A 19976-nucleotide genomic window follows, 5' to 3' on the forward strand; every position below is an offset into this window, starting at 1 on the left:
ATGGCCTCGCACGGGACAACGATATCCCGCCGCTACAATAAGGCCATGTCCGCCCTCTCCTTCCGCATCGGTCCGCACGAGATCGCCCCGCGCGTCGTCCTGGCGCCGATGGCGGGCGTGACCGACAAGCCGTTCCGCATCCTGTGCAAGCGCATGGGTGCGGGGCTGTGCGTGTCGGAGATGACGACTTCGGACCCGCGTTTCTGGACCACGTCGAAGTCGCGCCACCGCATGGACCACGAAGGCGAGCCGGCGCCGATCAGCGTGCAGATCGCAGGCACCGTGCCGGAGGTGATGGCGGATGCCGCGCGCTACAACGTCGACCACGGCGCGCAGATCATCGACATCAACATGGGCTGCCCGGCGAAAAAGGTCTGCAACGCCTGGGCCGGATCGGCGCTGATGCGCGAGCCGGAACTGGTCGCGCGCATCCTCGACGCCGTCGTGCGCGCGGTGGACGTGCCGGTCACGCTGAAGATCCGCACCGGCTGGGCCGCCGGGCAACGCAACGCGCTGGAGATCGCGCGCATCGCGGAACGTGCCGGCATCGCCGCGCTCGCCGTGCACGGCCGCACGCGCGACCAGCAGTACACCGGCTTCGCCGAATACGACACGATCGCCGAAGTGAAGGCCGCGCTGTCGATTCCCGTGTTCGCCAACGGCGACATCGATTCCCCGCACAAGGCCGCGCAGGTGCTCGCGCACACCGGCTGCGATGCGGTGCTCGTCGGGCGCGCGGCGCAGGGCCGGCCGTGGATCTTCCGCGAGATCGCGCACTACCTGGAAACGGGCGAAACGCTCCCCGAACCCACGCTGGCGGAAGTGCGCGACGTGCTGCTCGGGCATCTGGAACACCTGCATGCGTTCTACGGCGAGGTCTCCGGCGTGCGTATCGCGCGCAAGCATCTGGGCTGGTACGCGAAGGACCGACCCGAGAACGCGGCGTTCCGCGCGGTGGTGAACCGGGCGGAGACGGCGGAGGCGCAGCTCTCGCTCACGCGCGACTACTTCGATGCGTTGATCGCGGGCGTGCAGCCGCTGGGTGTGGCGGCGTAACGAACTTCCCGCGAAGTCGGGAAGCCATCCTTCGGGCGCATCAGCCATCCGGAAGACGGAATCGATGCGGACAGTCGGATCCCCGCCTTCGCGGGGATGACGGTGATACTGGGAAAACGGGAATGGGACAGCACGTTCCTGCCGCGACGGCTGGTTCTTAACTTCCGCCATGCGAGCATCCCGGCATCCGATACCGCACCGGTGCCGCCATGCCTTCCAACCCGACGTCCTGCTCCGACTTCCCCTACCTGCACGGCTTCTCCGCGACCGAACAGGCGCGGCTGGTCAAGCAGGCGCGGCTGGCCGAATCGACGATCTTCCACAACATCGACTACAGCAGCGCGCAGCGGCTGCTGGAAGTGGGCAGCGGTGTCGGCGCGCAGACCGAAATCCTGCTGCGCCGCTTCCCGGAACTGCACGCGACCTGCGTCGATCTCAACGAAGCGCAGCTCGACGCCGCGCGCGCCAACCTCGATGCGATGCCATGGCTGAAAGGCCGTTACGACCTGCACCAGGCCGACGCCACCAATCTGCCTTTCGAACCGCGCAGCTTCGATGCCGCCTTCCTGTGCTGGGTGCTCGAGCACGTGCCTTCGCCCTCGCGCGTGCTCAACGAAGTGCGCCGCGTGCTCGCGCCGGGATCGCCGGTGTACATCACCGAGGTGATGAACTCGTCCTTCCTGCTCGATCCGTATTCGCCGAACGTATGGCGCTACTGGATGGCGTTCAACGACTTCCAGTACGACAGCGGCGGCGATCCGTTCGTCGGCGCGAAGCTCGGCAACCTGCTGCTGGCCGGCGGCTTCCGGGACGTGACCACCGAAGTGAAGACGTTCTACTTCGACAACCGCGAACCGGCGCGGCGCAAGACGATGATCGCGTTCTGGGAGGAACTGCTGCTGTCCGCCGCCGACCAGCTGATCGAAGCGGGCAAGGTCACGCAGGACGTGGTCGACGGCATGCGCCGCGAGATGCACCAGGTGCAGAACGATCCGAATGCGGTGTTCTTCTACGCGTTCGTGCAGGCGCGCGCGGTCGTTTATTGAAACTGCTACCAGCGCAGGAACGAGAAACCAGGAACGGGAAACGGGTAACGCGTTGCATCACCTGCTCGTTTCCCGTTCCTCTCCACTCGTTCCCCGCTTTGGTGAGATACGTGAAGGCCTCGCATCGTTTTCGCATGTAACCTTCATGCGCATGTGCCTGCATCGCGCTCGCGACGAACGGTGCAGGTCGAAAGTAACGCCCCCCTTCGGCCGATGTTTTTCCGCATCGCATGACCCAACCTGCGAGCGTCGGGGCGTCCCCTCTGCGGATCCACCGCAGCGCTCCGGCGGACCAGGAGGCCAACATGAAAGCCAAGCTTGCATTCATCGCCCTGGCAATGGCGGTGGCCCCGGCATGGGCCGCCGATCCGGTAGGCGATCTGTCGAAAGTCACCGGGCTGAGCGAGCGCAAGGTCACGATGCTCGTCGGCAACCGCACGGCGTTCGCGGAGTATCCGTACACCTACAATCGCGCGTACAAGAAGTTCGTTGCCGCCGTCGGCAAGGACAACTACGAGCGGTTGATGGATGGCGAAGCCATCGCGCTGCGCGACGCGCAGGGCAACGAGTACCTCGTGCAGCTCGACCGCGAGACGCTCTCGGAGCGCGATGCGCTGTAAGTCCGGCCGGGGTGCGCGTCGTCGCGCGCTCCGGGCGGGCCGGTCCAACCGACGATCGGGTGCCTACGTGAACCGTTCAATGTCCATCTGAAGGGACCGCGTGCGCACGCCACGCGGCCCCGCAGGAGACGCCGGTTCCGGCACAGGGGATCAATCCAGCGTGACGCCTTCCGCCGACGCGCGCGGCGTGCTTTCGCTTGCGCCCGCACTGGCGATGTCGCTCGCCGGCTCGTGCCAGATGCGATGCCACATCGCTTCCAGGCGTCGCCCCGCTTCCCACGGCCATTGCAGCTGGTGCGGCGGGATTTCCTTCCAGCCGCCGTCCTGGCGCGCGACCGCGAAACTGAAGCTGTAATCGGGCTCGGCGCCCATGCGCAGGTCCGACAGCACGAGTTCGCCATCGCGCACCTGGGCCTTCATGAATCCGCGGTTGAACCACTGCAGGCGCTGCACGGCCGGGAATTCCCGTACCTGCGACATCGCGGCGACGTCGGAGGGATGATGGCGGAACCGCATCAGCCCCTGGTCCGCGACCAGCGAGCGTTCGCCTTCGACGAAGCCGTCGGGCGTCATCGCGACCACGCGCCAGAGCAGGATGTTGAACGGCATCGGCACCGAGAATCGCGGCGCATCCGCCAGCCCCTGCGCTGCGAGCGCCTGCTCCGCCGCATGGTCGACCTGCCGCTTGGCGAGCAGCGACAGGCCGAGGTAAAGCGAACTCACCGACAGCCCGGCGACGAGCATGGCGTGCGCGATGCGCCGCTCCCGCGCGAACCACGCGATGACGCACGCCAGCAGCAGCCATACGGTATAGAGCGGATCGATGATGAACACGCTCGACCACATCGTCGGGCGAACCGGCAGGGGCCACAGCAGCTGCGTGCCGTACACGGTGAACGCGTCGAGCAGCGGATGCGTCACCAGCGCGCCCTGCATCGCCCAGAACCAGCGCTTGGGCGATTGCGCGACACGGCCGCCACGCGAGCGGAACCACGCCCAGATCGCCCACGCGACGAAGGGCAGCACCAGCAGCGAATGGCTGAAGCTGCGATGCCAGGTCATGCGCGCGACCGGGTCGTCGGTGATCAGGTTGATGGGAAGGACGTCGAGGTCGGGCAGCGTGCCGAGCGCCGCGCCGGCGAGCAGTGCGGCGCGCCGATGCTGCGGCGGTGCGATGGCGGCGGCGACGGCGGCGCCGAGGACGATCTGGGTGAAGGAATCCATGCCCGGATGCTAGCGGGTTCGCGTGGTTGGGTGTTTGAACCCCTCTCCCTTCCGGAGAGGGGTCGGGGTGAGGGTCAGGGCGTGCGGTGCGGTGATGCGGCCGAAGCATGCGCGGCATTCAAGTCCGCGGCGCCCTTCGTCGGCGCAACGGTGCTGCACTTCACCCCTCCCCCACCCTCCTGCAGTCGCGGGGGAGTTCAGGCCGCTTGCGGTTCCGCCACTGGCTGCTGCTCCGCGTCGGTGCTCTCGTCGCGCCGCGAAGGCCCGATCACCCCCCGCGTCTCCCCCGTATGCGTCAGCAACCGCAGCATCCCGTCCGGGTCCTCCGCGATCGCACTGAGGCTTTCGACCCAGTCGCCGTCGTTCGCATAGATCAGGCCGTCGCGTTCGATCAGCGACGCGCGATGGATGTGCCCGCAGACGATGCCGTCGAGTCCGCGGCGCCGCGCATCGTCCAGTCCGGCCTGCACGAACCGCGCGATGTAGCGCTCGGCCGCGCCGCTGCGGCGCTTGAGGAATTCCGACAACGACCAGTAGCGCCGGCCGGACAACCGGCGGATGCGGTTGAGCCACTGGTTGCCGGTGAGGATGCGGTAGTACAGCCAGTCGCCGAATCGTTCCTGCAGGCCGCCGAAATGGGTGACGCCGTCGTAGTCGTCGCCATGCGTGACCAGCAGGCGACGGCCGTCGGCGGTGACGTGCACCATGCGGCGGCGCACCCGCATGCGCGGCAGCGCGAGGCCGCAGAAGCGGCGGATCGGGCGATCGTGGTTGCCCGGCACGTAGATCAGTTCGGTGCCGGCGCGACGCAGCGCATGCAGTGCCTCGACCACGCGGTTGTGGTGTGCGCCCCAGCGCGCGCGCCGTTGCGCCATCCACCACAGATCGACGATGTCGCCGACGAGGTAAAGACGATCGCAGCGCAGCCCGGCGAGGAAATCGGCCAGTTCGGCCGCGTGGCAGTGCTTGGAACCCAGATGGACGTCGGACACGAAGACCGCGCGTCGGCGCGGCGGCAACACGGTCGGCATCGACGTCATCCGGCGGTCTCCAGGCACGGTTGGCTGGGCACGGCGCCGAGGTAGCGCTCGCGCTTCTTCGGGCGAAGCTTTTCCAGGTCGACCTCGATCAGCCCGTCGACCGCATCGCTGAACGCCGGATCCACGCCGAACGCGAGGAATCGCGCGCCACCCGGTTCGCACAGCTCGGTGTACTGCTTGTAGAGCATCGGCAGCGTGGCGCCGAGCGCGTCGAGGTTGTTCTTCAGCACGCGGAACGCGGTGGCCGCGTCCACTTCGCCGAATTGCGGCGGCGCGGCCTGGTAGACGAACGGCTGGCGCGAGACCGCACTGTGCGCCTCGCTGCCGTAGTAGCGCGCGTAGTAGGCGACGATCTGCTCGCGCGCGGCGGCCGGCAGCGCGGCGCTGATCGACACCGGCCCGAACAGGTAACGCACGTTCGGATGCGCCGCCAGGTACGCGCCGATGCCCTGCCACAGGTAATCGATGCTGCGGCTGCCCCAGTAATCGGGTGCGACGAAGCTGCGCCCCAGTTCCATGCCCTGCGCGATGCGCGGCACCGCGTCGTCGGCGTAGGCGAACAGCGACGCGGTGTAGAACCCGGCCAGGCCGCGTTCGGCAAGCACGCTGGCACCGCGCGCGATGCGATACGCGCCGGCGATCTTCGCCGCCTGCGCATCCCACAGCACGATGTGTTCGTACCAGCTGTCGTAGACATCGACATCCAACCGCTGGCCGGTGCCCTCGCCCACCGCGCGGAAGGTGAGTTCGCGCAGGCGGCCGATTTCCTGCAGCAGCGGCGAACCGGCGGCGAGCCTTCCGACGCGGATCTGCTTGCCGTCGAAGGTCTGGCCGAGCAGCGTCATCGCGTCGACCCCTTCACGCACCTGCGCCGGATCGAGCGGATCGATGAGCGGCGCGACCAGCGGCGCGGCGGGCTCGGCCGCGATGGAGGTGGCCGAATCGCCGCGACGGCGACCGAGCGAGAACAGCTCGCGACGCACATCGCGCAGCACGCGCTGCGGGTTTCCATCGGCCGGCAACACCAGCGGCGTGCCGATGCGCAGGGCGATGCGGTGCGCGCGGCGGGCGAACATCTCGCGCGCCAGCAGCGCGGTACCGGCCGGCTTGAACAACACCGAGGCGCCGTAGAACAGCGCTGAATTGCGTGCTTCGATCCGCACCGGCAGCACCGGCGCGCCACTCGCGCGGGCGAAGCGCAGGAAGCCGCGCCGCCAGCGCCCGTCGGTCACGCCGCGCAGGCCGAGCCGCGCGACTTCGCCGGCGGGAAAGACGATCACGCACTCGTCGGCGGCCAGCGCGGCATCGATGGCGGCCAGGCTTTGCGGGCTCGGTCGCCCGCCGAGGATGCGCACCGGCAGCAGCAGGCCCTCGAGCGGTTCCAGCGCGCCGAGCAGGTCGTTGGCGACGATCCGCACGTCCCGGCGCACGCGGCCGACGGCGTCGAGCAGGGCGAGCGCATCGAGCGCGCCCGACGGGTGGTTGGCGACGATCAGCAGCCGGCCCGTGGCGGGGATGCGCCCGAGTTCGTCCGCATCGACGGTGTAGCGCGCCTGCAGGTGGTCGAGCCCCGCGGCGACGAAGTCGAAATCGCGCAGGTGGCCGTTGGCATGCAGGAATTCCTCGACCTGGTCGAATCGCGACCAGCGGCCGATCGTGCGCAGCAGCGGCCGGGCGACGCTCGCGCGGCGGCCCCGGAACCAGTGCGGAAAGCGTTCTTGCAGGCGGCGTTCGAGTGGCATGCAGCGTGCGCGCATCGCCCCGGCGGGGCGTTCGCCGCGGAAGGTTGGGCGCGCATGGCGACAGGGAGGTGGCGGTTTGGGGACAGGAACGTGACAGCCCGGCGATTGGGCGGTTCCAGGGCGTTGTTCAGCCGGCGCGGCGCCCGCGAACGCCCTGCAGCGCTTAACCAGCGCGCAACATCTCCATGGCGCACAATGCGCCGACCCGGCCGAGCCTGTATCATGCGCGGCCATCCTTTCATCCGAATCAAGGGATATTGACCTCGATGTCCAGCTACCTGTTCACCTCCGAATCCGTCTCCGAAGGCCATCCGGACAAGATCGCCGACCAGATCTCCGATGCCGTCCTGGACGCGATCCTGGCCCAGGACAAGCGCGCACGCGTGGCCTGCGAGACGCTGGTGAAGACGGGCGCCGCGATCGTCGCCGGCGAAGTCACCACGACCGCGTGGGTCGACATCGAGTCGCTGGCGCGCCGCGTGATCAACGAGATCGGCTACAACAATTCCGACGTCGGCTTCGACGGCCACACCTGCGCGATCATCAACATGCTCGGCAAGCAGTCGCCGGACATCGCCGCGGGCGTGGACCGCAAGAAGCCGGAAGAACAGGGCGCGGGCGACCAGGGCCTGATGTTCGGCTACGCCTGCAACGAGGCGCCGGAATTCATGCCGGCCCCGATCTACTACTCGCACCGCCTGGTCGAGCAGCAGGCCAAGATCCGCAAGAAGAAGAACTCGCCGCTGCCGTGGCTGCGTCCGGACGCGAAGTCGCAGGTCACGCTGCGCTATGACGCCAACCACAACGTCGCCGGCCTCGACGCCGTCGTGCTGTCCACGCAGCACGATCCGGGCATCAAGCAGAAGGACCTGGTCGAAGGCGTGTACGAGAACATCCTGCGCCCGGTGCTTCCGAAGAAGTGGCTCGAGTCGCTGCCGAAGAACAAGATCCACATCAACCCGACCGGCATCTTCGTGATCGGCGGCCCGGTGGGCGACTGCGGCCTGACCGGCCGCAAGATCATCGTCGACAGCTACGGCGGCATGGCCCGTCACGGCGGCGGTGCGTTCTCGGGCAAGGATCCGTCGAAGGTCGACCGTTCGGCCGCCTACGCCGCGCGCTACGTCGCCAAGAACATCGTCGCCGCCGGCCTGGCCGACCGCTGCGAAGTGCAGGTGTCCTACGCCATCGGCGTGGCCGAGCCGACCTCGATTTCGGTCACCACCTTCGGCACCGGCAAGATCCCGGACGAGAAGATCGAGAAGCTGATCCGCAAGCACTTCGACCTGCGTCCGTACGGCATCGTGAAGATGCTCGACCTGATCCACCCGGTCTACCAGGACACCGCCGCCTACGGCCACTTCGGTCGCAAGCCGAAGGAAGTGTCCTACGTCGACGGCGCCGGCAAGAAGCAGACCGCCACGGCCTTCTCGTGGGAGAAGACCGACCGCGCCGATGCCCTGCGCGCCGATGCGAAGCTGAAGTAAGGCATCGCCACCCCAAAGCTCCTCCCGCTCGTCCGGAAGGGGCCGGGGAGAAAGGAAAAAGGCCGCGAAAGCGGCCTTTTTCATGCCTGCGCGACGACGCCCGGGACCGCGCCGGGTTCACTCATCCGGGGCCATGAACGGCTAGAATGCGCGTTCCCGCCGAGGGGCGCTGCAAGTCCGGAACCTCCATCTCCTGGAGGCACGGAATCAGGCTCGGCAGGACCGAACACGAACAACGGCGCCCGGTTTGGCAGGCCTCCACGGCCGGCCCTCACCCCACCCTCTCCCGCGAGCGGGAGAACGGGACACAAACCGGAGCAATCTGATGAACGCACAGATCAAGACCTTCTCGACCGAGGGCGACTACAAGGTCGCCGACATCTCCCTGGCCGATTGGGGTCGCAAGGAAATCGACATCGCCGAGCACGAGATGCCGGGCCTGATGTCCATCCGCAAGAAGTACGCCGCCGCGGCCTCGCTCAAGGGCGTTCGCGTGACCGGCTCGCTGCACATGACGATTCAGACCGCGGTGCTGATCGAGACGCTGCGCGACCTCGGCGCCGACGTGCGCTGGGCCTCGTGCAACATCTTCTCGACGCAGGACCATGCCGCCGCCGCGATCGCCAAGTCGGGAACGCCGGTCTTCGCGTGGAAGGGCGAAACGCTGGAGGAATACTGGGACTGCACGCTGGCCGCGCTGACCTTCCCGGGTTCGGGCGCCGACAAGTACCTCGGCCCGGAGCTGGTGGTCGACGACGGCGGCGACGTCACGCTGCTGATCCACAAGGGCTACGAGCTCGAGAACGGCAGCGACTGGGTCAACACCCCGTCGGGCAACCACGAAGAGCAGGTCATCAAGAACCTGCTGAAGAAGGTGCACGCCGAGCGTCCGGGCTTCTGGCACACCGTCGTTCGCGACTGGAAGGGCGTCTCGGAAGAGACCACCACCGGCGTGCACCGCCTGTACCAGCTGGCCGAAGCCGGCAAGCTGCTGGTGCCGGCGATCAACGTCAACGACTCGGTCACCAAGAGCAAGTTCGACAACCTGTACGGCTGCCGCGAGTCGCTGGCCGACGGCCTCAAGCGCGCAATGGACGTCATGCTCGCCGGCAAGGTTGCGGTGGTGTGCGGCTACGGCGACGTCGGCAAGGGCTCGGCGCATTCGCTGCGTGCCTACGGCGCGCGCGTGGTCGTCACCGAGATCGATCCGATCAACGCCCTGCAGGCGGCGATGGAAGGCTTCGAGGTCAACACCGTCGAATCGACGCTGGGCCGTGGCGACATCTACGTCACCACCACCGGCAACAAGGACGTGCTGACGCTCGAACACATGTCGCAGATGAAGGACCAGGCCATCGTCTGCAACATCGGCCACTTCGACAACGAGATCCAGGTCGATCGCCTGAACGCATCGGGCGCCACGCGCCTGAACATCAAGCCGCAGGTGGACAAGTACACCTTCAATCGTGCCGACGGAAAGCCGGGCAACTCGATCTTCCTGCTGGCCGAAGGCCGCCTGGTGAACCTGGGCTGCGCCACGGGCCATCCGAGCTTCGTGATGTCGAACTCGTTCTCGAACCAGACGCTCGCGCAGATCGACCTGTGGGCGAACAAGGACAGCTACGAGCCGAAGGTCTACATCCTGCCGAAGAAGCTCGACGAGGAAGTCGCGCGCCTGCACCTGGAGAAGATCGGCGTGAAGCTGACCACGCTGACCAGCGAACAGGCCGCCTACCTCGGCGTGCCGGTGGAAGGTCCGTACAAGCCGGATCATTACCGCTACTGATCCACGGCGGTATCGCTCCGCGATGCACGGAAACGGGCGCTTCGGCGCCCGTTTCTTTTGGACGACCGTCCACGCCGCCAAAGTCCGTTCAATTCATCGCGATGAAGAGATAAACTCTCCCGAACCCTCTGCGAGCGGCCCGCATGCCCACGCCCATCAGCTTCGAGTTCTATCCGCCCAAGACCGACGAGCAGCGCGCGCAGCTCGACAAGACAGCGGCGAAGCTCAAGTCGCACAAGCCCGAGTACGTCTCGTGCACCTTCGGCGCGGGCGGTTCGACGCTGAGCTACACGCCCGAGACAGTCGAGCGCCTGCACCGGGAACACGGGCTGGATGCAGCGCCGCACCTGTCCTGTGTCGGCGGCACGCGCGCGGAACTGGGCGAACTGCTGGAACGCTACAAGGCCATGGGCTGCCACCGCATCGTCGCGCTGCGCGGCGACCTGCCCTCGGGCATGGGCCACACCGGCGATTTCCGCTACGCGACCGAACTGGTCGAGTTCATCCGCCGCGAGCACGACGGTTATTTCCACATCGAGGTCGGCTGTTATCCGGAATGCCATCCGCAGTCCGACGACGCGCTCGCCGACCTGCGCCACTTCAAGGCGAAGGTGGATGCCGGCGCGAACGGCGCGATCACGCAGTACTTCTACAACGCGGATGCGTATTTCCGTTTCGTCGACGATGCGCGCCGGCTCGGCGTGGACGTTCCGATCGTGCCGGGCATCATGCCGATCTCGAACTTTTCGCAGCTTCGCCGTTTCTCCGATGCGTGCGGCGCGGAGATCCCGCGCTGGATCGGCAAGCGCATGCAGGCCTACGGCGACGACGTGGAATCGATCCGCGAGTTCGCCGCCGATTTCGTCGCGGACATGTGCCGTCGCCTGGTCGAGGGCGGCGCTCCGGGCCTGCATTTCTACACGCTGAACCTGACCAAACCGACGCTGTCCGTGCTCGCGCGCATGGGCTGACGAAGCGGCGATCTCACACGCGGTATTGACGGTTCCGGGCGGACGATGAGCGCACCCGCCCCCCCCCCCGGGAACCGACATGAAACCGCCGCGTTCGATTGCGGCGTGGAGTGCGATCCTCGCGTTGTCGTGCGCGCTTGCCCCCGCGCATGCCGCAGGCGCCCTCCACCGTTGCGAGACTTCCGACGGCTCGGCCGTCTACACCGACAGCGCCTGCGCCGCGTTCGACGCGAAGCCTTCGCCGATGTCGAGCGAACTGATCAGCCGTCTTGCGATGGACGATGCGGCGTTCGCCACCGATTCCGCGCGCACGCGTTCGCTCTCCAACGCGATCCGCACCCGCCGCGCACCGCAGGCCGGCTGCGCACGCAGCCCCACCCAACTGTCGATCGACCTGCTCGCGTCCTTCGCCATGGGCGATGTGAACCGCATCGCCGAAAGCGTGCACTGGCCCGGCCTTCGCCATCGGCAGGCGCACGTGGTGATGAACCGGCTGCAGCAACTGGCGCGGCAGTCGCTCATCGACGCCAGCTTCTGGCCGGGTTTCGCCGGCGGTGGGGGCAGCGGCGCGATGCAGCTGACCTTCGCCCGGCCGCAACGCGTGATGGAAGTCGGCGTGGAGCGGTACGCCGGCTGCTACTTCGTGCGCTTCTGAATGCCGCCCCGAACACCGCGCGCGGATGTGCGATGCACGCACTGTGCGACGGCGATCCGCCCCGCTAGTCTGCGCCGATGCCCGTGCCCGCCCGCCCGTTCCTCGTCGTCTCCGCCTTGTTGTCCCTGGCGTGGTCCGCGCCGGCCCCCGCGCAGGTGCGGCACTGCGTGCTGCCCGATGGGCAGAGCGTGTTCACCGATCGCGGCTGCGAGGAAGTCGGCGGCGTCGAACAGGTGCAGCAGGGTCCGCCGGTCGTCGGCAATGTCGAGAAGAAGCGCGGCGGCGGCTGCGCCCGCAATATCGACGACCTGCTGTTCGAGATGAACACCGCCTTCGGCGCGCACGACGCCAACCGCCTCGCCGGCGTCTACCACTGGGCCGGCATGTCCGGCAGCAGCGCGTACCGGGTAATGGAGCGGCTGGATGCGATCGTGCAGCGACCGCTGGTGGACATCGTGCCGGTAATGCCCGAGGACGAGCCAGCACTGGTGGCCGAGCCGGCACCGTCCTACTCCGCCTTCGCAGACGCCGAACTCCACGCCGTCACCGCCGAAGCACCCACGGCCCCGCCGCCGCGAGTGCCGGTCGCCGTGCGCGTGGAGCAGACGCAGGAGAACGGCATCACCCCGTCGCGGACCGTGTTCGGCCTGCAGAAGCATTTCGGCTGCTGGTGGATCAAGGGCTGAAGCGCCGCGACCGGCAAGCCCGGTCGTTTGGGAAGCCGGCGCGACGCGGGCACAATAGCGGTTTCCCCTGACGGAATGCCGCGATGCAATACCCCGACTGGATCTGGCACAACGGCGCGATCAAGCGCTGGGCCGACGCCACCACGCACGTGATGTCGCACGCGCTGCATTACGGCTCGTCCGTCTTCGAAGGCATCCGCTGCTACCAGACGCCCGGCGGCCCGGTGATCTTCCGCCTCACCGACCACAACACCCGCCTGTTCGCCTCGGCGAAGATCTACGACATGGCGATGCCGTACTCGCTGGAGCAGATCAACGCGGCCTGCCGCGAGGTCATCCGCGCGAACGAGAACACCACCGACTACCTGCGCCCGGTCGCCTACCGCGGCCTGGGCGGCTTCGGCCTGTCGGCCGACACGCCGACCGACGTCGCCGTCGCCACGTGGAAGATGGGCCAGTACCTGGGCGCGAGCGTGCTCGAACAGGGCATCGACGCCTGCGTGTCGAGCTGGCAGCGATTCGCCCCGAACACCCTGCCGGCCGGCGCGAAGGCGGGCGGCAATTACCTCTCCGGCCAGCTGGTCGCGCGCGAGGCGCGTCGCCTCGGCTTCGGCGAAGGCATCGCGCTGGCGTCGACCGGCCTGTTGTCGGAAGGCGCCGGCGAGAACCTGTTCCTCGTCTTCGACGGCGCGCTGCACACGACGCCGGTGAGCGCGGCGCTGCTCAACGGCATCACGCGCAACACGATCATCACCCTCGCCCGCGACGCCGGCATCGAAGTGGTCGAACGCGACCTGCCGCGCGAGTACCTGTACCTGTGCGACGAGTTGTTCATGTGCGGCACCGCGGCCGAGATCACCCCGATCCGTTCGGTCGATGGCCGACAGGTCGGCGCCGGCAAGCCGGGCCCGCTGACGCGGCGCATCCAGGATCTGTTCTTCGGCCTGTTCGACGGCAAGACGCCGGACAAGTACGGCTGGTTGGAAGCGCTGTAAGCGAGCGCATTGTCGTGGATGGAAAAGGCGCCGGGAGGCGCCTTTTCTGTTGGTGCGGTCGATGGCGTGCTTGCGGGTGCGTGTGGGCGTGCGTGTCGCACCATCACCCGTTGTTCTTGTAGCCCGGTAAGCGAAGCGCACCCGGGGCCCGGCCGCCTCGCCTACCCGGGTGCGCTTCGCTTACCCGGGCTACACGAGCAGCACCACCTTCCCGAGAAGATCGCCCTTCCGAGAAGGGCAAACGCCTCTCACCCCACCGGAATCGAAATCACCGGCGAATCGAACGTCAGCGTCGCGATGACCCCGCGCGGTCCGCCCGGCCGCACCTGCACGTCCCATGCGTAGAGCGTGCACAGCCGACGCACGATCGACAGGCCGATGCCACCGCCCTGCGAATGCCCCGCATGCGTGCCGCGATACCCACGCTGGAACAGCTTCGCCGCATCTTCCTCGCTGAGTCCCGGCCCCGAATCGACCACGTCCACCGAACGCCTGCCGATGCGCACCACGACCTCGCCTTCGGTCGTGTACTTCACCGCGTTGCCGATGAGGTTGCCCAGCGCCACCGACACCGCCGCTTCCGGCGCATCGACGATCAGGCTCGGTTCGCCTTCCACGCGCAGGTCCAGCGGCTTGCCGCCGAGCTGCGCCCGATGCGCATCGAGCAGTTGTTCGGCGACCCTCGCCACGTCGGTCGCGCCGTGCCCGCGCTCGTTGCGCGAGAGCAGCAGCAGCGCACTGATCAGGTCCGTGCACTGCTGCTCGGCGCGCTGGATGCGCAGCAGGCGGTTGCGCGTCTTCTCGTCCACGTCGGGACGCGAAAGCAGCAGTTCGACCGCGCCCTTGATCACCGCCAGCGGCGTGCGCAGTTCATGGCTCACGTCGGCGTTGAACTCGCGGTCGCGCTGCACCACTTCGGTGAGCCGCTCGGCGTAATCGTCCAGCGCTTCGGCCAGCTGGCCGACTTCGTCGCTGGGGAAATGCGAGGCGAGGTTTTCCGGCTCCGCGCTACGGCCCGACTGCTTGAGACGCTTGGCGAGTTCGGTCACCGGGCTCATCACGCGCGAGGCCGACCACCAGCCCACCAGCAGCGAGAGCAGCGTGAACACGAACACCGACGCCCAGATCGCCCGCTGGAACTGCGCTTCGCCACGCGAGGCCTGCGACATGTCGTAGGCGAGGAAGAACCATGCCTTGGGCGTCTTGCGCACGGCGAGCTTGTACGCGAATGGCTCGCCGTTGGCGACGCCGGTCATGCCGTAGATGCCGTCGCCCAGCTCGTACCATTCGGGCCAGTTCACCCGGACCGAATCGATCTTGTCGATCGGATAGACGTAGGCGCGGATCTGGTCGACGGCGAACTGCGGGTTCTCCGGATCCAGCTCGAACTGGCGCGCGGCCATTTCGATGTTCCGGTTCATCACGTCCTCGACCAGCTGGTTCTCCACGCGGTTGCGCGTCCAGTTGGTCGCCCACGCGAACAGCGCCGTCAGGCCGAAGCCCAGCAGCACGAACGCGAGGATGATGCGGCTGCGAAGCTGCCGCCGGAAACGGGTGCGCCTTCGCGGCGGTGCGGTTTCCTCGGCCACCCGGTCAGCCGTTGTCGGGCGCGGCGATGCGGTAACCGATGCCATGGCGGGTCTGGATCAGCGGCACGTCGAAGGGCTTGTCGACCACCGCGCGCAGGCCGTGGATGTGCACGCGCAGGCTATCGGAATCGGGCAGTTCCTCGCCCCAGACGCGCGTTTCCAGTTCCTGGCGCGTGACCACGGCCGGCGAGGCTTCCATCAGCGCCTGCAGGATCTTCAACGCGGTCGGATTGAGCTGCAGCAGCTTGCCCTGGCGGCGCACTTCGAGCGTGTCGAGGTTGTATTCCAGGTCGGCGACGTTGAGCACGCGCGTCTGCACGCCGCGACCGCGACGCGAGAGCGCGTTGAGCCGCACTTCCACTTCCTGCAGCGCGAAGGGCTTGATGAGGTAGTCGTCGGCGCCGGAATCGAAGCCGGCCAGCTTGTTCTCCAGCGAGTCGCGCGCGGTGAGCATCAGCACCGGCGTCTGCTTGCGCGCTTCGTTGCGCAGCTTGCGGCAGACCTCCAGGCCGTCGAGGCCCGGCAGGTTGAGGTCGAGGACGATCGCGTCGAAGTCGTGGACCACCGCCAGGTGCAGGCCGGTGACGCCGTCGGCGGCGAAGTCGACGGTATGACCGCGGTCCTCGAGGAAATCGCCGAGGTTGGCCGCGATGTCCTGGTTGTCTTCGATGACGAGAATGCGCATGTGACCTTTCCTGGGTAATGGGCCTTCGACCGGCGCGAGCCGCTGCGGTTCCGCATCGTCTGAATGCGCGCGCGACGTTGCCGGGGAGCTTAACGATATTGCCAGAGCCGCCGAAGTGCGCCGATCACCGTGCGCTGACGTCGCAACGCACGTTCGCGATCGCCGCGCGCCGGACCGGAGCCGACGGCACCGCCCAAACAAAGGCCCAGACACGGGGCCACCGTGCCTGGGCCAAAAAGGTATTGCCCCGATTACCGTAACCTGCATCGACCAGGTACTGACTTGGAAGAGCGGCAGTGCTGCGGTAGGCACAGGCTACGCCGATTTCGATTAAACCGTCGTTAAAAACAGGCGTTAAATCCGCGTTATTCAGCGTTGAAAATGGCCGCTGAACGCGGCTTGATCGCAGAACTTCGGCGAACGCGCACGCATCCGCCGCGAACGCCGGACTCAGCGCGCGGCGGCCCGTTTCACCGCCTTCCGCCGTACGCGCTCGGCCAGATACGTGACGATCTCCCCGGCCACGTCCACGCCGCTGGCGTCCTCGATGCCTTCCAGTCCGGGCGACGCGTTGACTTCGAGCACCAGCGGACCGCGCTGCGAACGGATCAGGTCCACGCCGGCGATGCCGAGCCCCAGCACGCGCGAGGCGCGGATTGCGACATCTTCTTCCGCCGCGCTGGCGCGCACGCCCTTGGCGGTGCCGCCGCGATGCAGGTTCGAACGGAAGTCGCCCTTTGGCGCCTGCCGCTTCATCGCCGCCACCACGCGGCCGCCCACCACGAAGCAGCGCAGGTCGGCGCCGCGCGCTTCCTCGATGAACTCCTGCACCAGGAAATTGGCGTACAGGCCGCGCAGCGCCTCGATCACGCCCTGCGAGGCGGACAACTTCTCGGTGAGCATCACGCCGGCGCCCTGCGTGCCCTCGTTGAGCTTGATGACGTGCGGCGGCGCGCCGAGCATCGACAGCAGGTCGTGCGTGTCGTCCGGGTTGTCGCCGAACACCGTCGTCGGCAGGCCGATGTGTTCGGCCGCGAGCAGCTGGTGGCAGCGCAGCTTGTCCCGCGCGCGCAGCACGGCGTCGGAGGAATTGGGCGTGAGGGTGCCCATCAGTTCGAACTGGCGCAGCACCGCCGAGCCGTAGCGCGTGATCGAGGCGCCGATGCGCGGGATCACCGCCTGGTAGCCGGAGATCGGCTTGCCCTTGTAGCGCATGCTGAATCCGTCGCTGGCGATGCGCATGTAGCAGCGCAACGGGTCGAGCACGCGCACGCTGTGGCCCTGGTCGCGCGCGGCTTCCACCAGGCGGCGGGTGGAGTACAGCTTGCTGTTGCGCGAGAGGATCGCCAGTTTCATGAAGGGCGGCGGTGCGGGGGCGAGGTCGGGAAGGGAACCGCCTCGCCGGGCGCGGCGGGGCGGGATACGGCGACGACACCCGGCTCGCGCCGGGCATGTCGTCCGTGCAGGAACGAGCGCCCAGGATCGACCGTGAACGCGCGCGCCAGCGCGGTACGCCCGAGCAGCATCGGGAACAGCATCCCGCGCCGATCGGACAGATTGATTTCAATCTCGCGTTCGATGCCCGCCAGCGCCAGCGTCGTGCGGACGAACACGCGACGCGTGCAGTGTCCGCCCGAATCGGTGACCTCGCGTTCGTCGAACACCGGCGCCACGGCTTCGATCATCGGCGCGCCGTGGCCGGGGCTCAGGCAGAAGCCGACCCACGGACCACCGCGCTCGTGGAACCGCCATTGCGAATCCACGTGCAGCGCCGAACTTCGCGCGCCGCTGTCCACCTTCGCCCGCAACCGCCCAATGCCGAGTTCCGGCAGGGCGATCCATTCACGCCAGCCGAGCACGATCCTGCTTGCCATCGCGCCTCCAGACATCGTCTGAAAGACAAAAACGGCGGCCACTGTAAAGCAGGCCGCCGTCGCAATTGTTTGGAGCGGGTGATGGGAATCGAACCCACGCTAGCAGCTTGGGAAGCTGCAGTTCTACCATTGAACTACACCCGCACGCGATGAAGTCTATGCCCCCGCGTGGAGGCTTGGCAACGCGGCGCCGGGAGATCGTTTCGCGGGCGCCGCGTGCCGGTTCAGCCTACCCGGTCAGAACCCGCCGCCGAAGCTGACGAACACCGTCGCGTCGTTGCCGCCCTTCTGGCCGACCGTGACGTTGGCGCCGATGTCGGTGCGCAGGCCGAACAGCTCCGTGCGCGCGCCCATCACCAGCGTGCCGTAGTCCTGGTCGTACTCCAGGCCGCGCACCGCGTAGGCGCCCACGCCCGGCAGCGAACGCAGCGCGGCGGTGGCCTCGTTCGGGGCGTCCTCGAACTCGTGGTCGTAGGTCAGCTTCGCGTACGGCTGCAGGTGCTCGTTGATGGTGTAGTTCACCTGCCAGCCGAGGCTGCCGATCAGCGAGTCGAATTCCTGGTCGCCATACGACAGCGCGGTGGATTCGTCGCTGTTCTCATCGAAGCCGTCGACCTCGATCGTCTGCGAGACCAGTTGCATCAGCGGACCGTGCTTGAGCGAGCCCTCGCCGAAGTTCCAGCCCGCGGCGATCGCGGCGGTCAGGTTGGTGCCGTCGGTCGAGCCGCTATGCACGCGGTAGGTCGGACCGAGGTTCACGCGACGGTCGATGTCGTACGACACCCAGGTGTAGCTCAGCTGGCCGTTCACCCATGCCGAACCGCTCGCCCAGGCGAGGTAGCCGCCGAGGCTCGCGTCGTCCTGGTCGAACTCGCCGCGGTTGCGGCCCCAGTCCATCTTCTGCTGGCCGTAGCCGGCGAAACCGCCGTACACCAGGTTGCCACTGGCCCAGTCGAGGCCGAAGCTCAGCGTCGGGCCGATGCCGTCGTAGTCGTCGCCGCCGCCGTAACGCTGCGAATCGGCGCGCACGTCCGCCCACCAGCGCATGCCGTCCACGTCCGGACGCGTCGCCGCCTGCGCGCCGACGCGCTCGGCGCGGGCGCGGCCGACCATCGCTTCGGAGTGCGGCAGCACCGCGATCTGGCGCGGCGCGTCGAGCAGCGACAGCGTGTAGTCGGCGAGGATCTCGTGCGCCTTGCTCGACGGATGCACGCCGTCGGCGAAGACGTAGGTGTTCGGGGCGTCCGGCGAGACCATGCTGCCCGGAGTCACCGGGTTGCAGGTGATCGACTGCGCCGTGATCTGCGGATTGCAGGCCGTGCCGGTGGTGTTGGTGATGCCGTACGGCGTCGGGTTGGCGACGATTTCCTGCAGCAGGTGGAAGGTGTCGACCGGGATGAAACGCGCGCCGACCGAGGCCAGGCCCGCGTACAGCGCGTTGTTGTAGCCGGTCGCCAGCGCGGTGCCGGCGGCCGAAGCGGCGGCGCCCTGCGAGCGGAACTGCGGCGTGATGCCCAGGTCGGGCACGTTCGGCACCAGGATGTACTGCGCGCCGGCGTTCTGCAGCGCCATGACGTTGCCGACCTGCCCGGCCGCCGCGGCGCCGACGATCGCCTGCGCCTGCGCGGGCGCAGCCGCCGCGGCGAACAGGTCGTTCGCACCGCCCCACACCGTGTAGAGCGCGTCCGGATCGGCGGCACCGCCGTTCGCGGTCAGATAGGTGGCGATCTGCGAACGCAGCGAGAGCGTCGGCAGCTGCGGCGTCAGGCCGGCGCGGTCGGTGGTGACCATCGCGCCGCCGATGGCGTAGTTGGTGCCGCCGGCGTTGAACGCGTTGGCGTTCGTGCCCAGCTCGGTCGCCACGTGCTCGGCCCACACCAGGCCCGGGTTGGTGGTGAAGCGGCCCAGGATCGCGCCCGCGGGGCCGGCCTGGGCGATGATCGCCGGCCGGAAGTAGCCCGCGTCGGTCAGGCTGTCGCCGAAGAACACGGTCTGCGAATAGTCCTGCGCGAAGGCCGGCGCGGTCGCCAGCGCGAGGGCGGCGGCGAGCACGGAGCGGACGGGTTTCATCATCTTTCGATTCCTTGTTGGATGTTCTTGGCTGGAGCCGGTTCGGGCTGGATCCGGGAATACATACGCCCGCGGATGGCCGAATCGAACCATGCGGCGCCAGCGCACTCACGCCGCACTGCGTCAAAAACCGTGCCGACTGGCCGGCCGCCGCGGCGAGGGGCGACAATACGCGAATGCAGATCCTTTTGAACGGCGAGCCGCGCGCGATCGCGGCGCAGACCACCGTGCTGCAGCTCGTGCAGGCCGAAGGCCTGGGCGAGCGCCGCGTCGCGGTGGAGGTCAATGGCGAGATCGTCCCGCGCGGGCGGCATGGCGAGCATGCGCTGGGCGAAGGGGATCGCGTCGAGATCGTGCACGCGCTGGGCGGTGGGTGAGGTAAGGCCGCTTGCGCGGCACTGCCGCGTGGCGTGCCGAACGCCCGTCCATGGATCGGCGGGCCGGGCGATC

The 19976-nt window shown here is 68.0% G+C and carries 18 protein-coding genes, 1 tRNA gene and 1 riboswitch; of the genes, 10 read left to right on the forward strand and 9 right to left on the reverse strand.

Annotated features, from left to right (window positions below):
- Positions 1-45 precede the first annotated feature (45 nt).
- The 3 genes from dusB (at position 46) to I4U41_RS13115 (ending at position 2722) form a co-directional block, all read left to right on the forward strand.
- Positions 46-1056: a tRNA dihydrouridine synthase DusB gene (dusB, locus tag I4U41_RS13105; RefSeq protein ID WP_206861528.1), complete on the forward strand. Its 1011-nt coding sequence runs from the start codon at positions 46-48 to the stop codon at positions 1054-1056.
- A gap of 209 nt (positions 1057-1265) precedes the next feature.
- Entirely contained in the window at positions 1266-2102 is an 837-nt protein-coding gene (locus tag I4U41_RS13110; protein WP_206861529.1) for a class I SAM-dependent methyltransferase, read from the forward strand.
- 305 nt (positions 2103-2407) lie between these two features.
- Positions 2408-2722, forward strand: a complete 315-nt coding sequence (locus I4U41_RS13115) for a hypothetical protein (protein ID WP_206861530.1) — start codon at positions 2408-2410, stop codon at positions 2720-2722.
- A 150-nt stretch (positions 2723-2872) separates the two neighbouring features.
- On the opposite strand, the gene I4U41_RS13120 is transcribed toward I4U41_RS13115, so the two are convergent.
- From I4U41_RS13120 to olsF, 3 genes are all read right to left on the reverse strand, one after another.
- On the reverse strand, positions 2873-3946 hold the full coding sequence (locus tag I4U41_RS13120; RefSeq protein ID WP_206861531.1) for a metal-dependent hydrolase: 1074 nt from the start codon (positions 3944-3946) through the stop codon (positions 2873-2875).
- 197 nt (positions 3947-4143) lie between these two features.
- Positions 4144-4977, reverse strand: coding sequence for a UDP-2,3-diacylglucosamine diphosphatase (locus I4U41_RS13125; RefSeq protein WP_425492562.1), 834 nt, complete (start codon positions 4975-4977; stop codon positions 4144-4146).
- A 5-nt stretch (positions 4978-4982) separates the two neighbouring features.
- A complete protein-coding gene (olsF, locus tag I4U41_RS13130; protein ID WP_206861533.1) occupies positions 4983-6728 on the reverse strand; it encodes a bifunctional ornithine lipid synthase OlsF in 1746 nt (581 codons plus the stop codon).
- 266 nt (positions 6729-6994) lie between these two features.
- Between olsF and metK the strand changes: the two genes are divergently transcribed.
- The 6 genes from metK (at position 6995) to I4U41_RS13160 (ending at position 13308) form a co-directional block, all read left to right on the forward strand.
- Positions 6995-8215: a methionine adenosyltransferase gene (gene metK / locus I4U41_RS13135; RefSeq protein ID WP_206861534.1), complete on the forward strand. Its 1221-nt coding sequence runs from the start codon at positions 6995-6997 to the stop codon at positions 8213-8215.
- A 155-nt stretch (positions 8216-8370) separates the two neighbouring features.
- A riboswitch (S-adenosyl-L-homocysteine riboswitch) is annotated at positions 8371-8466 on the forward strand.
- Between the two features lie 74 nt (positions 8467-8540).
- Complete coding sequence (ahcY, locus tag I4U41_RS13140) at positions 8541-10001, forward strand: adenosylhomocysteinase (RefSeq protein ID WP_206861535.1); 1461 nt, start codon at positions 8541-8543, stop codon at positions 9999-10001.
- Between the two features lie 143 nt (positions 10002-10144).
- Entirely contained in the window at positions 10145-10972 is an 828-nt protein-coding gene (metF, locus tag I4U41_RS13145) for a methylenetetrahydrofolate reductase [NAD(P)H] (protein ID WP_206861536.1), read from the forward strand.
- A 79-nt stretch (positions 10973-11051) separates the two neighbouring features.
- Positions 11052-11627 (forward strand): hypothetical protein, encoded by a 576-nt coding sequence (locus tag I4U41_RS13150; RefSeq protein ID WP_206861537.1) that lies wholly within the window; start codon positions 11052-11054, stop codon positions 11625-11627.
- 77 nt (positions 11628-11704) lie between these two features.
- Complete coding sequence (locus tag I4U41_RS13155) at positions 11705-12313, forward strand: hypothetical protein (RefSeq protein ID WP_206861538.1); 609 nt, start codon at positions 11705-11707, stop codon at positions 12311-12313.
- An 83-nt stretch (positions 12314-12396) separates the two neighbouring features.
- The gene (locus tag I4U41_RS13160) at positions 12397-13308 is read left to right on the forward strand and encodes a branched-chain amino acid transaminase (RefSeq protein ID WP_206861539.1); all 912 of its coding nucleotides are present in this window, start codon (positions 12397-12399) and stop codon (positions 13306-13308) included.
- Between the two features lie 248 nt (positions 13309-13556).
- On the opposite strand, the gene I4U41_RS13165 is transcribed toward I4U41_RS13160, so the two are convergent.
- The 6 genes from I4U41_RS13165 to I4U41_RS13190 all read right to left on the reverse strand — a co-directional run bounded on the left by I4U41_RS13165 (position 13557) and on the right by I4U41_RS13190 (position 19529).
- Positions 13557-14942, reverse strand: a complete 1386-nt coding sequence (locus tag I4U41_RS13165) for a sensor histidine kinase (RefSeq protein ID WP_206861540.1) — start codon at positions 14940-14942, stop codon at positions 13557-13559.
- Entirely contained in the window at positions 14902-15582 is a 681-nt protein-coding gene (locus tag I4U41_RS13170) for a response regulator transcription factor (RefSeq protein ID WP_115843471.1), read from the reverse strand. The genes I4U41_RS13165 and I4U41_RS13170 overlap by 41 nt, the downstream gene beginning before the upstream one ends.
- 450 nt (positions 15583-16032) lie before the next feature.
- Positions 16033-16938 carry a 30S ribosomal protein S6--L-glutamate ligase gene (rimK, locus tag I4U41_RS13175; protein ID WP_206861541.1) on the reverse strand — a complete coding sequence of 302 codons (906 nt, stop codon included), beginning with the start codon at positions 16936-16938 and terminating at the stop codon, positions 16033-16035.
- On the reverse strand, positions 16935-17456 hold the full coding sequence (locus I4U41_RS13180; protein WP_206861542.1) for an ATP-dependent zinc protease family protein: 522 nt from the start codon (positions 17454-17456) through the stop codon (positions 16935-16937). The genes rimK and I4U41_RS13180 overlap by 4 nt, the downstream gene beginning before the upstream one ends.
- Before the next feature lie 70 nt (positions 17457-17526).
- Positions 17527-17600, reverse strand: a tRNA-Gly gene (locus I4U41_RS13185).
- Between the two features lie 93 nt (positions 17601-17693).
- The gene (locus I4U41_RS13190) at positions 17694-19529 is read right to left on the reverse strand and encodes an autotransporter domain-containing protein (RefSeq protein ID WP_206861543.1); all 1836 of its coding nucleotides are present in this window, start codon (positions 19527-19529) and stop codon (positions 17694-17696) included.
- A 173-nt stretch (positions 19530-19702) separates the two neighbouring features.
- Between I4U41_RS13190 and thiS the strand changes: the two genes are divergently transcribed.
- Complete coding sequence (thiS, locus tag I4U41_RS13195; RefSeq protein ID WP_206861544.1) at positions 19703-19903, forward strand: sulfur carrier protein ThiS; 201 nt, start codon at positions 19703-19705, stop codon at positions 19901-19903.
- The last annotated feature ends 73 nt before the right edge of the window (positions 19904-19976 follow it).

It is taken from the genome of Lysobacter changpingensis (genome assembly GCF_017308985.1).
In the GTDB taxonomy this organism is placed as follows: domain Bacteria; phylum Pseudomonadota; class Gammaproteobacteria; order Xanthomonadales; family Xanthomonadaceae; genus Lysobacter_J; species Lysobacter_J changpingensis.

What these genes read in the sequence shown, in the direction of transcription:
- I4U41_RS13170 (WP_115843471.1), bottom strand. Translation starts at nt 15,582, where the DNA reads ATGCGCATTCTCGTCATCGAAGACAACCAGGACATCGCGGCCAACCTC.
- rimK (WP_206861541.1), bottom strand. Translation starts at nt 16,938, where the DNA reads ATGAAACTGGCGATCCTCTCGCGCAACAGCAAGCTGTACTCCACCCGC.
- metF (WP_206861536.1), top strand. Translation starts at nt 10,145, where the DNA reads ATGCCCACGCCCATCAGCTTCGAGTTCTATCCGCCCAAGACCGACGAG.
- I4U41_RS13115 (WP_206861530.1), top strand. Translation starts at nt 2,408, where the DNA reads ATGAAAGCCAAGCTTGCATTCATCGCCCTGGCAATGGCGGTGGCCCCG.
- ahcY (WP_206861535.1), top strand. Translation starts at nt 8,541, where the DNA reads ATGAACGCACAGATCAAGACCTTCTCGACCGAGGGCGACTACAAGGTC.
- I4U41_RS13150 (WP_206861537.1), top strand. Translation starts at nt 11,052, where the DNA reads ATGAAACCGCCGCGTTCGATTGCGGCGTGGAGTGCGATCCTCGCGTTG.
- I4U41_RS13165 (WP_206861540.1), bottom strand. Translation starts at nt 14,942, where the DNA reads ATGGCATCGGTTACCGCATCGCCGCGCCCGACAACGGCTGACCGGGTG.
- I4U41_RS13155 (WP_206861538.1), top strand. Translation starts at nt 11,705, where the DNA reads ATGCCCGTGCCCGCCCGCCCGTTCCTCGTCGTCTCCGCCTTGTTGTCC.
- I4U41_RS13110 (WP_206861529.1), top strand. Translation starts at nt 1,266, where the DNA reads ATGCCTTCCAACCCGACGTCCTGCTCCGACTTCCCCTACCTGCACGGC.
- I4U41_RS13125 (WP_425492562.1), bottom strand. Translation starts at nt 4,977, where the DNA reads ATGCCGACCGTGTTGCCGCCGCGCCGACGCGCGGTCTTCGTGTCCGAC.
- metK (WP_206861534.1), top strand. Translation starts at nt 6,995, where the DNA reads ATGTCCAGCTACCTGTTCACCTCCGAATCCGTCTCCGAAGGCCATCCG.
- olsF (WP_206861533.1), bottom strand. Translation starts at nt 6,728, where the DNA reads ATGCCACTCGAACGCCGCCTGCAAGAACGCTTTCCGCACTGGTTCCGG.
- I4U41_RS13180 (WP_206861542.1), bottom strand. Translation starts at nt 17,456, where the DNA reads ATGGCAAGCAGGATCGTGCTCGGCTGGCGTGAATGGATCGCCCTGCCG.
- I4U41_RS13160 (WP_206861539.1), top strand. Translation starts at nt 12,397, where the DNA reads ATGCAATACCCCGACTGGATCTGGCACAACGGCGCGATCAAGCGCTGG.
- thiS (WP_206861544.1), top strand. Translation starts at nt 19,703, where the DNA reads ATGCAGATCCTTTTGAACGGCGAGCCGCGCGCGATCGCGGCGCAGACC.
- I4U41_RS13190 (WP_206861543.1), bottom strand. Translation starts at nt 19,529, where the DNA reads ATGATGAAACCCGTCCGCTCCGTGCTCGCCGCCGCCCTCGCGCTGGCG.
- I4U41_RS13120 (WP_206861531.1), bottom strand. Translation starts at nt 3,946, where the DNA reads ATGGATTCCTTCACCCAGATCGTCCTCGGCGCCGCCGTCGCCGCCGCC.
- dusB (WP_206861528.1), top strand. Translation starts at nt 46, where the DNA reads ATGTCCGCCCTCTCCTTCCGCATCGGTCCGCACGAGATCGCCCCGCGC.